At 68.3% G+C, this 12,989-nt stretch carries 8 protein-coding genes and 2 pseudogenes; 7 read left to right on the top strand and 3 right to left on the bottom strand.

Translation table 11 applies throughout. The annotated features are described in order from the left end of the window. Positions 1–61: 61 nt before the first annotated feature. The 3 genes from E5082_RS32710 (at position 62) to E5082_RS30620 (ending at position 5,140) form a co-directional block, all read left to right on the top strand. Positions 62–907 carry an AAA family ATPase gene (locus E5082_RS32710; RefSeq protein ID WP_229919025.1) on the top strand — a complete coding sequence of 282 codons (846 nt, stop codon included), beginning with the start codon at positions 62–64 and terminating at the stop codon, positions 905–907. Positions 908–1,925: 1,018 nt separating this feature from the next. Further along, positions 1,926–3,947 carry a LodA/GoxA family CTQ-dependent oxidase gene (locus tag E5082_RS30625; RefSeq protein ID WP_135794489.1) on the top strand — a complete coding sequence of 674 codons (2,022 nt, stop codon included), beginning with the start codon at positions 1,926–1,928 and terminating at the stop codon, positions 3,945–3,947. Next, positions 3,944–5,140: an NAD(P)/FAD-dependent oxidoreductase gene (locus tag E5082_RS30620; protein ID WP_135794488.1), complete on the top strand. Its 1,197-nt coding sequence runs from the start codon at positions 3,944–3,946 to the stop codon at positions 5,138–5,140. Before E5082_RS30625 ends, E5082_RS30620 begins: the two co-directional genes overlap by 4 nt. Before the next feature lie 1,734 nt (positions 5,141–6,874). On the opposite strand, the gene E5082_RS30610 is transcribed toward E5082_RS30620, so the two are convergent. Further along, positions 6,875–7,417 (bottom strand): isochorismatase family protein, encoded by a 543-nt coding sequence (locus E5082_RS30610; RefSeq protein ID WP_135794486.1) that lies wholly within the window; start codon positions 7,415–7,417, stop codon positions 6,875–6,877. A gap of 505 nt (positions 7,418–7,922) precedes the next feature. Here E5082_RS30610 and E5082_RS30605 point away from each other — a divergent pair. From E5082_RS30605 to E5082_RS33240, 4 genes and pseudogenes are all read left to right on the top strand, one after another. Next, complete coding sequence (locus E5082_RS30605; protein WP_135794485.1) at positions 7,923–8,123, top strand: hypothetical protein; 201 nt, start codon at positions 7,923–7,925, stop codon at positions 8,121–8,123. 304 nt (positions 8,124–8,427) lie between these two features. Then, positions 8,428–9,227 (top strand): IS5 family transposase gene (locus tag E5082_RS30600; RefSeq protein WP_167514192.1). Its coding sequence is split into 2 segments (ribosomal slippage): positions 8,428–8,767 and positions 8,767–9,227, totalling 801 coding nucleotides; the frame shifts between segments, so codons are not numbered across the junction. Positions 9,228–9,341: 114 nt separating this feature from the next. Next, positions 9,342–9,599 (top strand): annotated as a pseudogene (locus E5082_RS33840) (hypothetical protein); the annotation flags it as partial. Positions 9,600–9,846: 247 nt separating this feature from the next. After that, on the top strand, positions 9,847–10,755 hold the full coding sequence (locus tag E5082_RS33240; RefSeq protein ID WP_244321664.1) for a helix-turn-helix domain-containing protein: 909 nt from the start codon (positions 9,847–9,849) through the stop codon (positions 10,753–10,755). 458 nt (positions 10,756–11,213) lie between these two features. Here E5082_RS33240 and E5082_RS30590 read toward each other — a convergent pair whose 3' ends face one another. Continuing rightward, positions 11,214–11,627 carry a hypothetical protein gene (locus tag E5082_RS30590; protein WP_135794483.1) on the bottom strand — a complete coding sequence of 138 codons (414 nt, stop codon included), beginning with the start codon at positions 11,625–11,627 and terminating at the stop codon, positions 11,214–11,216. Between the two features lie 360 nt (positions 11,628–11,987). Beyond that, positions 11,988–12,791: pseudogene (locus tag E5082_RS30585) on the bottom strand (IS5 family transposase). Positions 12,792–12,989 lie beyond the last annotated feature (198 nt).

Below are 12,989 nucleotides of genomic sequence, written 5' to 3'. Positions count from 1 at the left end.
ACGCCCCGCTGACTGCTCCGATCTGAAGATCCTCACTCCCCGCGACAGCAGGGCGCAGCGGATGCTGCTGGCCGGCGACACCACCACCGCGAGCGCGGGCGCCGTCATAAAGGTCACCGCCGCCCCGGGGGGTGTGACCATCCACAAGCAGGACCCGGACGGCGATCGCCTGGCCGGTGCCGCCTTCCAGCTCACCGAGCCCGACAGCGGCCGCGTCGTCGCCGAGGGCGCCACCGGCGCCCACGGCACCCTGGTCTTTGACGGCCTCGAGCCGGGCGTCTACCGGCTGCGCGAGACGGACACCGGCAGGCGCGCCCTGCTCACCGCGCGGGAGAACATCGGCGACACGGTCGCCGCCCGCGCGATGATGTGCATCCACGGCGGCGCCGGCTTCGGCAAGACCATGGCCGTCAACACCTGCATGCGCGCACTCGGACCAGGCGAGGACATCCGCAATATCACCTTCCGTGCCCGGCCCACCGCCCGCGCAGTGCGCTACGAACTGTTCACCGCGCTCGACCTGGCCGGCGAGCCACCGCGCCACCCCAGCGAGTTCGACCGTCTGCTGAAGACCGCCCTGGCCGAACGCCCTCGTACCTTCCTCGTCGACGAGGCCCAGTGGCTCAACGGGGAGGCGTTCGAATACTTCCGCTACCTGTGGGACGAACCCTCCACCCAGCTCGCCATCATCTTCGTCGGTGGCGCGGGCTGCCACACCGTGCTGCGCCGCGAACCGATGCTGTCCTCCCGTGTCTTCATCTGGCAGCAGTTCACCCGCCTCACACCCGACGAGGTCCTCGAAGTGATCCGCTGTTCCACCCGGTCTGGGCTGACGCCGACCCCGAGGACATCGCCTTCGCCGACAGCGACGCCGCGCACGGCAACTTCCGCGCCTGGGCCCAGCTGACCGCCCACACCCGCACACCGCCCTGGCCCGTACGGGACGTGTCCGCGTCGACCAGGAGCTGCTGCGTTGGGCCTTCAGCCGCCTCGCCTGACCACACCGTCCATGCTTTCTGCTCCGCCGCTGCCGTCCTTCACTGTGGTTCTCGACCGTCACGACGACGTGCTGCACACGCACACCGCCCTGGCCGCCCACCATCCGCCGTCCGGCCGGATCACCCTGCACCCCGGCCCGGGCACCACCAGCGAAGGCCGGCCTCACCCACGACCTTCTCGCCGCCCTGGAAAAGCCGCCCCTGCTCCCGGGCCGCTTCCCCGGCGGCCGTCAGCCCGCGTGGGAAGCCGCTGCCGCCTGGGTCACTGCCCTGCCCGTCACCTGGCTGACCGTCCTGCGCGCCCACCGCCTCACCGACGAGATCAGCGCCCGCTCAGGCGCCCAGTTCAGCGCTGAGCTGGGTCAAGCCTTCTGGGTCACCCCTGCGGACCACACCGTTCCCGGACGGGTGACGGACTGGCGCCGGGTGGAGCCCTGCCCCGGAGCCTTCCCGCACCTCACCCGTGGTTGTTGTTGCGGGACGTCACGGGTGAGCTCAGACTTGTCGCGGAGGACGAGCCTTCGGTACGCGCGCGCCACCGTACCGTGCCGGCTTTCGCCCTGACGCATGAGGGCGTTCTCCACCAGGTGTACCTCCATGGCCGAGGTCACGGCGGCCGGAAGCTCGAGGCAGGTCTTGGCGCGGAGGTCGTCGATGAGGCGGGGCGGTACGGCATTTTCGTGCGCGCCGAGTCCTCACGGGCGCGGTGAGCCGATCGAGACCGCGTCCGGTGACTTCCGCCGGCGATCTCCTCAGGTGCGGTAACACACCTACGACCGGTGCGAACTCGCTTGCGTATGGCAGCAGTTGGTAGGAGGTCAATGATGATCGGCCATCGATCAGCCCCGTCGGAGTGTGACCCCGGGCGGAATTGCACGTCTTACGTTCGAGACCGCATCCCGACGGCCCCCAACGGAAGGTTCTTCGATGGACAGTCAGATCGTGACGGTGAAGATTCACCCCGCCATCGGTGTCGCCCGGGTCGGCAACAGTCTCGAAGCACCCTTCATCGGTCCGGAATCACCGGACCAGAAACCAGCGGACCCCGGCTCCTACAAGGACGGTTCCGGGGCGCTCCGCAGGCAGGCCGCACGGTTCCGTGTGTACGGCTACAACGCCGCGGGGGAGGTGGTGAGGGAGCTGAAGCCGGGCACCGAGGGTGTCTCCGAGATCCAGTGGACGGTGCATCTGGCCAACAAGAAGGCCGCCTGGTACCAGTTCCATCTGGCGCTGGACATACCCGAGGGCAAGACGCTCGCGGTAGAGCAATACGCTCTGCGCAACGCCGACGTCGTGGGCGCCGAGAGGAAGAAGCTGGTCAACGACCCTGGAAGCCGCACCGTCCGCGGCTCGCAGACCGAGACGCAGAAGTTCGACACCGGCAAGATCATGGGCAAGTCGGTGTACCTCGGCGAGATCTCCACCCGTTCCGACGGCCGCCTGGTGGTGCTCGGTGGCCGGGGCAACTCCGCCTCCTACACGAACCAGCCGATCACCGGGGTCGCCAACAACAACACCTGGTACGACGACGTGTCCGACGGCCCGGTGACGGCGACGGTCCGTATCGACGGCAAGGATCTGACCGCCGCCCCGGCCTGGGTCGTGGTGGGGCCTCCGCACTACGCCCCCGGCGTGAAGTCCATACGTACCCTCCACGACCTGCTCTTCGACGTCTTCGTCCAGGCCGGTTCGCTGGCCCGCCCGCAGAAGATCTCGTTCACCGATCACATTGAGCCGATCCTCCGCCGGTTCTGCGATCTGCAGTGGGTCAACCAGGGATTCGCGGCACAGTTCGGCTGGAACGGACCCCACTTCTTCCTCTCGCCTGCCATGCGGAAGAGGCTCGCCGATCCGTCCGGACGGAACCGGGAACTGCGCCGCCAGACGTACGCCGCCCTGCGCGACTACGACCGGGACGGAAAGTCCCCGCTGCCGTGGCCATGGATCTACGGCGACGCCATGGCCAGCACGCCCAAGTCCGTGCGTCAGCACCTGGTGCTGTCGCCGACCCAGGACTGGATGCTGCAGCGCTGGGCGGACGGGGCTTTCCTGGCCGGACCCCTGCGGCAGCCGCGCCCGACGGTCGACGACGCCCCTGTCGGCGAGCAGCCGGGGCTGTTGGACCGGGCGGCCCTGGAGAACTGCGCCGCCGACGCGTTCCACCCGGGGTGCGAGGTCACCTGGCCGATCAGGCACCCGAGCATGTTCAGTGAACCCTTCCGCATTTGGCACCGCGCCACCGGCACGGCGGAACCCGACTACGGGCCCACCCTCACCCCGCAGGAGGCGGTCGCCGCCAACGGCCCCCTGCACGCTCAGGGGCCCGGAGACCTCACTCGCTGGATGGCCGCCCCCTGGCAGGCGGACACCGCGAGCTGCCGCTCCGGCTATGAGGTGCTGGCCAACCTGGGGCCCCGGTACAGCCCTTACCTGCCGACCTTCTGGCCTGCCCAGGTACCCAACCATGTCCTGAAGCTGGAGGACTTCGAGAAGGTCAACACGCCGTCGTCCGGAAGTGACGACAGCGCCCGGGAAGAGGCGTTCGAGCGGCGGGCGACCTGGCTGCGCGGCCTCAACGGCACCATGAACCAGCAGCGCACACAGATGATCAAGGACTGGCCCAAGCTCGGCATCGTCGAGGTGCGCGACTACACAGTGGGCGACGGGAAGTTCCCGGAACAGATCCTGGTGGAGTCACGCCCGGGACAACCGCTCGATCAGGCACCGGAAACGGCGAACCTCGTCAACCTGCACGTGCCCGAGGCGGGTCCGCACGTGTTGTCCGCGGCGGCGGGCATCCGACCCGAGGGAAGGATCTCCCCCGAAACCGCCGAGGCCGAGTCTGCGGCACGGGTCATCGGCGAGGCCGCCCGGGCGACCGGCTACCGGGAGGAGGAGATCACCGCCGGATATCTGGAGATACTCGACCCCTTCCGCGACGCGCGGTGAGCGCCGCACTCGCTCCCGGCGCGGACACCTACGACGTCGTGGTGGCGGGCGGCGGCCCGGCCGGCTGCGCCGCCGCGCTCGTGCTCGCCCGTGCCGGCCGTACGGTTCTGCTGGTGGATGCCGGCACCGGGCCGCCCAAGGTCGGCGAGACGCTCGTGCCCGCCGGGCGGGTTCTGCTCGGCGACCTCGGCGTCGCCGACCGTGTTCTCGACTCCGGGCATCTGCCCTGCTATGGCAGCCTCTCGGCGTGGGGTTCGGCCGACCTGCACGCCGTGGACTTCATCAACGACCCGCACGGCCATGGCTGGCACCTCGACCGGCGGTTGTTCGACCGGCGTCTGCGCGACGCCTCGCGCGCGGCGGGGGCCGAGGTCGCCGTGGGCTCGGCCGTACGCGACACCGCGCGGACGCCGGACGGCGGCTGGACCCTGGTCCTGCGCGGCGGCACCGGCCCTGCCGGTACCCGGTCCGGTGGCGAGCGTACGGTGCGCTGCCGCTGGGTGATCGACGCCACCGGCCGCGCCGCCGCGATCGCCGTCCGGTGCGGGGCCCGGCGGCGGGTCGGGGACCGGCTCACAGCTCTGTACGTGCCCCTGGAGGCGGACCCGCTGGACACCGACCGCCGTTCCCTCGTCGAGTCCGACGAGGACGGCTGGTGGTACACCGCCCCGCAGCCCTCCGGCGGGCGACTGGTCGCCTACTTCACCGACGCCGACCTGCCCGCCGCCTCCCACACCGCACGCCACTTCCGCGGGCGGATGACGGCCACCCGCCACGTGTCCCGATGGGTCCACCGGGACGGACCCCCGCCCACATCACCTGCCGCGCCCCGCCGGGCCGCCGCGCACACAGCGCACCTGGACACGGTGTACGGGGACGGCTGGACCGCCGCCGGGGACGCGGCGGTCGCGTTCGACCCGCTCTCCTCCCAGGGCGTGCTGACCGCTCTCTACACCGGGCTGGGCGCGGGACTGGCCGTCGACACCCGCCTGGGTCGCGCCCCCTACGGCGCGGACTCGGCCCTCGCCGCATACGCGGACAAGGTCGCGGCCGCACGGAGCGCGTATCTGCGCGGCCACCGTGTCATCCACGCCCAGGAGGCCCGCTGGACCGACCGCTCCTTCTGGGCGCGGCGCCTGGCCGACCTCCCCGACTCGTCCTGCCGACCGCAGGAAGGGCCCAGCAGATCATGAACAGGGATCGGCACCGAGTCGTCGCCGAGATCGGCTTGTCAGGGTCTCAGCCGCGTGCCATCGGTAGAAGTCGTCCCCAGGTCGCGCGACCCAACCCAGGGGCTGCATTCCCGGACTCGGGTCCCAGCTGACTTCCTCCGAATCCCTGCAACTGTTGCCTAGCTTCCCTCGGTCGGCGCGGATGAACGAGGCGGTGGCATCGACCTCGACACGGCCGATCCCGGTATGCAGGGGAACGTCTACGACGAAATCCCTGGAGAGACTGTCACCGGGGTCGAGCCGGGCGCCTGGGTCGGCAAATCGACCGGTACCCCAGCATGCGGGAGGGCCCGTAGACGACGTGCCGGACTGTTTCGTCGAACTGGTCCAGTGCCCGTCGCCACACCTCCGCCCCCGTGCCCTTCTCCCTGAACTTGGTCGGCCACCCGATCACGGACCAGAGGGTGCCAACGACATAGATCCGCACTGAGAGCCGGTGTTCCGGAACTCCACATGTTCTGGGACGTGCAGGACGGTTCCGTCCCCGCTGAGTGCAGGCTCCCCGAATGACACACTGAAGGGGGTTTGCACCGGGGTCTCGTACGGGACGTACATCTGCGAGTAGGCGAGGCCCGAGAGCCCCACGGCCCCGGACAGCAGCACTCCGAGCGCGACCCTCCTGGGATATGGGACCTCCTGCCACACCCCGCGCCGCGTCACCGGCCGACCAAAGCGCCACGCCGATCCAGAGCCAGAGGAACGGTGTGTATGACCGCCCTTGGATCTGCGTGATCAGGAACATCAGATTGGACTGTGGAGACCCACCGGCACGGGAGCCTGTCCGCGGCCGGTGGGCTGGGTCAGGTGAGGAGGGTGGCGAGGGCGCCGACCACCGCGGTGGCGAGGGTGAGGACCGCGGCGAAGGCGGTGGCGGCGGGGGTCTGTATGTGCCCGTGCACCGCGACCCGGCGACCGGCATCGTCCTGGCGGAGGCCCGGGTCACCCTCCCGCGCCGCCGGTAGCCGATAGCCCCGGCATCCGCTTGGCACCCAGGGCCGCTGCTTTACACCATTGCGTCGCAGCGAGCCCCCACGCACCGAGATCCCGGGACCGAAGAGCACGGCTCCGGGATCTCACTGTCCGGCGGCATGCCCAGTCGACGCCCAGCTCCCGCAGCGGTACGTGAACGATGCACGGATGGAATGGGGGAGGGGTGGCTGGTATCCCGAGGATGGCTGGTGGTTCGGCCCGGTCATGGCATCCGGGGATGGTGAGATCCTCTCCGCGAGTCCACCGCAGACCGTCACGGTCGTAGAACATGGCAGTAACGTCGGCGACGCTGTCGTAGGCTAGGCGCTCATAGCCGTGACTCTTGTACCAGCTCATATCGTCGGTGAAGTACCGCTGCACCTTCACTGCGTGGCCTCCTGTCGACGCCCATAAGGCTCGCGAAGTCAGCGTGAGCTGTGAGCACGGTGGCATCGTCTGTGCCGAGATGTCGAAGACGGTATGGACTGCTTCCGCGCCGACGCTTCCCGCCACGAGGAAGCGGACCTCAGTGTCGCTGATGGGGGCTGAGGCTCCCGGCGGGGCTCTGGTGGGGCAGGCTCCGCCTGTGGTTCGGGAGGGTCTTGCCGAGCCTGCCCGCGTACCCGCATCGGAGCCGCGCGCTGCCTGGTAAGCCGTAACCGCATGCGCCGTTGTGGGTCGTCGACCACATGCCCCCCTGTCCGCCCGATGATCCGGACGGTCTCCTCAACTCGCTAGTGCGGCACCGAAGCGGACGCGCGCAGCTGGTGTGACTGTGATGGAGCGCTCGGCGTACTGGATGGCCGAGAAGGTCGTGTTGTGGTGGGCGATGACCTGAGCGGCCGACAGCGCAGCACCGGGAGGGCGTTCTGGCGTGGTGTGTCCGTCTGAGACGAGCACTAGGTCGTAGCCACGTGAGAGCGCGCCGCGGCTGGTGGAGTCAACGCAGTACTCGGTGGCGAAGCCGGTGACGATCACACGGCACACCGACTGCTCGTCCAGCAGATCACCGAGCCCGGTGTTGAGGAAGGAGTCCGCGCTGTCCTTGTCCAGCACGACATCACCCAGTTGGGGTGCCACCGCTGGATGGACATCGATCAGGCCAGCAGGTACGTCATGGAGCCGTTGTCGCAGGTAGATGACTGGCACACCAGCGGAGCGGGCCTGTTCGCCCAGTTCGGCGACCGTGCGGAGGCAGGCTTCGACGTCATAAGCGTCGCTCAACAAAGCAGTCTGCATGTCGATGATGAGCAATGCTGTCTCCGGCATCACCCGAGCCTACCCGGCTCGACCCCGTACCTTGGACAGGCAAAATTGGCCCAGGAACAGCGAGTCCCCGTGATCTAAACGAAACCGCCTAGTTCTCCCTGCTCAGTGGGGGTGTTGCCCTGGCTTCTTGGCCAGCAGGTCTGACGACGCCCAGCTGGCCGGAGGCCACCGTCGCGAACGTCGCCCTCGCACCTCCGAGTAGGCTCCTACCGTGCCGGCTATCCCGCAGACGTCCTCCGCGTCACGTCGCCCTGCGCCCGCACGGATCCTCCGCTGCCGGTCTCGCCGAGTCAGGGCTTCGCTGCTGTGTGAGGGACGTTAGCGACGGTCCCGCTTCAAATAGGGTGACGGTGTGTCTCAGAGCCCTGATCAGCCGCTTCTGCCGTCTCGTCATCAAGTTGGCAGCCTTCGTGACTTCCTCCATGGAAGGACGTACTCGGCTGCCTCAGTCACCATCCGGCTCGACGGTGCACCGTCTCAACCTGCGGGCTCGCCTCTGGATGACGTGAGCAAGGTTTCGAATGCCCTGTATGAGGTTGTCGACGGTCTTGCCAGGCGGGTTCTGGACACGGTTTTTTCCGGGCAGTCGAACGCTGAGGCGCATGACGCATGGGTCGCGCTCTTGCTGATCGCCCAGAACTGGCGGGACTCACCTGATCTGCCAGCAGACCTGAAGACCGTGGTTGATGAGGCCCTTCCACTCTGATAGGCGGTGGTGACGGGTGGATCGTCACCAGCCGAACTCTCGTCAGGTCACGGCTCCTGGTGCCCAGCTGTACGGAGTCTGGCAGCGGCTTCAGCGGGTGTGTCGTAGTAGCCGGGTCGAGCCAGGATGACCCAGCTAGATCAGAACGCAGATAACTGTGGTCGTCGTCGCCTTCATCGAGGTGTAGCAGCCACCCGCTGCACTCCCGCTGCTGCTCGCGCTCCTGGTCGGGCTACCCGGCCGCTGCAGGGGGCCCTTTAGAGGTCATCTCATTTGGTTGAGTAGGCTGTCCGCTGTGGCGGGGATCGTTGAACGGCTGGTGCCGGACGAGTTGTGGGAGCTGTTCCAGAGGGTCGTGCCGGAGGCGCCATCGCGGCCTCAAGGTGGCGGGCGGCGCCGGCATGGCGACCGTGAGGTGCTGGCAGCGATCGTGTTCGTGGCGACGTCGGGCTGCACGTGGCAGCAGTTGCCGACGTCGTCGTTCGGACCGTCCGGGGCGACCGCTCACCGCCGGTTCATCGAGTGGACGAAGGCTCGCGTGTGGGCCAAGCTGCACCGCCTGGTCCTCGACGAACTCGGGTCCCGTGGGGAGTTGGACTGGTCCCGCTGCGCGATCGACTCGGTGAACATGCGGGCCCTGAAAAAGGGGACCTGGCAGGTCCGAATCCTGTCGACCGGGGCAAGTACGACTCGAAGATCCACCTGATCACCGAGCGGACCGGTCTGCCCCTGTCTGTCGGCATCTCCGGTGCCAACGTCCACGACAGCCAGGCCCTGATGCCGCTCGTGAAGGGCATACCGCCGATCCGATCCCGGCGAGGACCCCGTCGGCGCAAGCCTGGCAAGCTGTACGCCGACAAGGGATACGACTACTCCCACCTGCGGCGATGGTTATCCCAGCGAGGCATCCAACATCGCATAGCTCGCAGGGGAATCGAGACCTCTCAGCGACTCGGCAGGCACCGCTGGACCATCGAACGCACCATGGCCTGGCTCGCTGGATGCCGTCGCCTCCATCGTCGCTACGAGCGCAAAGCCGCGCACTTCCTCGCCTTCACCAGCATCGCCTGCACCCTCATCTGCTACCGCAGGCTCGCCAAATGAGATGACCTCTAAAGGGCCCGGCCAAGGGGCCCCAAAAGCCGCCATGGGAAATCAGAGTGCGGCAAGGTCGTGCTCGCCGTCCTGTACCGAGCAGGGTTAAAGCCCTATCAGCGGATGAGCCGGTTCCCGAAGCCGGACGAGTACCCAGAGACGGTGGTCGACTTTGTCCGCCGCGCGGTGGAGCCGTCGGAGGAGACCGTACCGTGGTGGGCGACGGGCCGGCCTGCGGAGCGGCAGCGGACGGAGGTGCGCCGCCGGATGGGTGCAACGTACGACCAGGCTGAGGCCCGCCGGATCGCGGAGGGATCGATCCGGAAGGAGGCCGCGGCGAAGAACCGGCCGGCGGACCTGATCAACATCGCGTTGGAGAAGGTGGTGGGGGCCGGGCTGGAGCTGTCGGCGTTCTCCACGCTCGATGCGATGACCTCGACGGTTCGCAAAGAGGTGAACGCGTCGATCTGCACGGGCATGCACGACCGGAATACGGCCCGGACGGGCCGGCCCTTGTCCGGGCTGGTCAGCGGCTTGTCCAGATCCTGTCCGGGACCGTACGGAAAACGGCCACGGAGGGCCGGAACCAGCGTTGTCCACGTGCCGCGAGGCCGGTCACCATGTCCGCATGGCGAATGTGGGGGAGTTCGCGGCTGCCTTACGACAGCTCAAGGAGCGTTCCGGGCTGACGTACCGACAGCTCGAAGAACGGGCTGCCGAGCACGGAGGAGTGCTGGCCCGCAGCACGCTCGCGGACGTCCTCAGCGGGAAGACCACACCGCGTCCCGAACTAGTGGCCGAGTTCGTGCGAACCTGCGGAGACGCGGAGCGGGTGCAGGAATGGCTGGAGGCCCTGGAAAGGGCCGTCAGCGGTGCGGCGAGCCGGGACCAAGGCGGGGACGAAGGCCACGACGGAGGCGGGGGCGCGGACGGTGCGGGACCTCCCGGTCAGCGCACCGGGCCGACGCCGGGCCGACGCCGGCTGCGGGCGCTGCTGGTGGGGCTCGCTGTGCTATCCGCCGTGCCCGTCACCATCTGGGTCCTCGGCTTCTCCGGTGCGCCGGGCGGTTCCAAGGGAAAGCCGGACCGGACCGCCCTGCCGCAGGGTCCCGTGCAGATCCGCCCGGTCCTGGCGCACGGCCTGTGTCTGACCGACGGGCATGCCGAGGGGTACGAACCACTGGTGGCCGTGCAGCGTCCGTGCGAGGACGTCGCACCTCAGCAGACCGAGCTCGTGCCCGCGGCGGACGACACGTTCCGCGTGCAGTGGTACCACCCCGACCACGGCACGGGCTGCCTGAACTCGGTGAACGTCGGCACCGGCGCCGCCCTGCTGGAGCCCTGGGACGACTGCGGGAAGACGAGCAGGTTCCGCATCGCGCCGACGGGCTCCGGCCGAAGCGACCAGTACGTTCTCCGGTTGGTCGGCGACGGATGCGTGGGCATGAGCGGATCGGGGACGGTCGCCGGGGTACCGGCGGTGACACAGCCCTGCGACGGGAGCGGCAAGCAGATCTTCTCCATCTCGCCCGCGTAGCTGTGCTCAGGGTGAGTGCGAGACGTGCAGTCGAAAGGGGTGCCCTGAGCCATCTCCTGTGCCTTCGGGCACCCCTCTTTTAAGCCCTCCCCCCGTCAAAAGGACCCAGGCCAAGACGACGCCTTGGGTGTGCGAGCGGAGCCGCCACCGGCATGGCAACAAGTCGCCATGCCGCCTGCCGACGCGTCCGGCCCCCACCTCGGAGTCGGGGGGATCTGCGGGTCATCATGCCCTTACGGGCCCTCCCGTGCCGGGAACACCCCGCCAGTTGCTTCCGTTGTGTGGGCGCGGCTTCTCGTGGTGCGGTTCAGACGCGGGTAGAAGCGAGGTAGCGCCGGGCGGTGTCCATGCGGCCCGAAGGCCAGGACATATGCATACACCGGGAAGCTCAACCTGGCCGCAAACCCGTTCGCCCTACACGCTCCAGGCTGGGTTGGGGAATGAGCTTTGGATCGTGTTCAGCAGTTGCGGATCGTCCCCTGATCGACCTTGACGTTGCCGGAGTAGATCCAGCCATTGCGCCAAGACGAGTCGGCCGGGTCGACGTAGTACCAGGTGTTGCCCGAATCGGGGTTGCGGTACTTGCACACAGCCCACAGTCGCGTGTCCACGTCCATGTCGCTCCACCCGATGAAGTCGCAGCCCGCAGCCGGCCCGTACCTCAGCCGGATTTCCTTGGTGGTCCGCATGCCCACGCCGCCGCCCGACCCGGTGGGGTCCCAGTTGCAGTTCACGCCTGCGGGAGCCTGGGGGGCGGGCAAGGTGTTCGCCTGAGCGGCTGCTGACGCTGACGGCAACATCGCGAAGGTTGCCGCGGTCGTACCGAGGGCGACTCCGAGTCCTTTGAACAGTTGCAAGATCTCCTCCTTCATAGTCCTGCTGAGCGTCCGCGGAGCAGGACAAAACGGATGTCATCCGCATTGCGGATCGCCGGTTGTCGTTCAGAATCAGCTCGCTGTATGGAGAGTGATTCATCGACGCGGTGGGCTGTGCCGTGACGGCCAGCCAGACACCACACAGACTGCTGACCATCGACGGGTGAAGCAATGAGAGCCAGGTGTCCCGGACAGTTAACCGACTGTCCGGGCCGGTCAGAGCCTTGTCCGGATCGCGTCCCGGACAGGGCCGCCACAGCAAATGCCGGCTTACTGTGGCAGAGCCTCTCCCGTGAGCTTCGCGGCCTCCGCGATCGCCGGGTCCAGGCAGAACTCGACAACGGCTTACTGATCGTTTCAGAATGAGGTTCGCAGGCGGCGGAGGCGTATGAGGCTGCAGGCCAGTTCGAGCAGTCCTTGATGCAGATCCGCGCGTTGCTCGTAGCGGGTGCGGAGTCGTTTGAACTGGTGCAGCCAGGCGAAGGCGCGCTCGACCACCCAACGGACCTTGCCAAGCCCGGAGCCGTGGGCGACGCCGCGTCGGGCGATCAGGGGTTTGATGCCGCGTTTCCACAGCAGGCGGCGGTACTTGTCGAAGTCGTAGCCCCGGTCGGCGTATAGCCGCCGGGGCTTGCGGCGGGGGCGTCCCCGCAGGCCCCGGATCGGCGGGACCGCGTCCAGCAGCGGCAGGAGCTGGGTGACGTCGTGTCGGTTGCCGCCAGTGAGCGTGACGGCGAGTGGGGTTCCGTGGCGGTCGACGATCAAGTGGTGTTTGGAGCCGGGGCGGGCGCGGTCGACGGGCGAGGGGCCGACGTGATCCCCCCTTTCGGGGCTCGGATGTGCGAGCCGTCGACGGCGCAGTCGTCCAGGTCCAACAGGTCGGCGCGGCGCAACTCGCCGAGCAGGGCAGCGTGCAGGCGGGGCCAGACGCCGGCCTCGGTCCAGTCCCGTAGCCGGCGCCAGGCTGTCACGCCGGAGCAGCCCACCGTCTCCGCGGGGACGTCACGCCACGCCGGTCCGCAGTACGTACAGGACGCCGGCGAGTGTCGTTCGGTCGGGAACACGCAACCGCCCCGGATAGCGGCGGCGCCGCTCGGGAGCAGGCGGGAGCAGCGGAGCCACCCGCTCCCACAGCTCGTCAGGAACAAGATCAACACGCACCCGGGACAGCCTGCCGACCAAGATCGTCGAGCACAAGGCACGCAGCTGAACTCTTTCTGAAACGACTAGTAAAAGAGCGTTTTGTCCTGTCGGGTGCGTTTGATTCCGTTATGGGTGGTCGAGCTGGCTGGGACGGCTGAGGCTAGGGTCGCTATCCGTGATGCGGGAGATGGCTGACGCGATTGCCGGAGACGTTTC

It is taken from the genome of Streptomyces griseoluteus (genome assembly GCF_004784465.1).
GTDB lineage: Bacteria > Actinomycetota > Actinomycetes > Streptomycetales > Streptomycetaceae > Streptomyces > Streptomyces griseoluteus.
The sequence above is the reverse complement of the archived record's forward strand: the minus strand, read 5'-3'. Positions and strand labels throughout refer to the sequence as shown.

Excerpts from the sequence above, each read along its gene's own strand:
- E5082_RS32710 (WP_229919025.1), top strand. The coding sequence starts at position 62 with ATGCTGCTGGCCGGCGACACCACCACCGCGAGCGCGGGCGCCGTCATA.
- E5082_RS30625 (WP_135794489.1), top strand. The coding sequence starts at position 1,926 with ATGGACAGTCAGATCGTGACGGTGAAGATTCACCCCGCCATCGGTGTC.
- E5082_RS30610 (WP_135794486.1), bottom strand. The coding sequence starts at position 7,417 with ATGCCGGAGACAGCATTGCTCATCATCGACATGCAGACTGCTTTGTTG.
- E5082_RS33240 (WP_244321664.1), top strand. The coding sequence starts at position 9,847 with ATGGCGAATGTGGGGGAGTTCGCGGCTGCCTTACGACAGCTCAAGGAG.
- E5082_RS30590 (WP_135794483.1), bottom strand. The coding sequence starts at position 11,627 with ATGAAGGAGGAGATCTTGCAACTGTTCAAAGGACTCGGAGTCGCCCTC.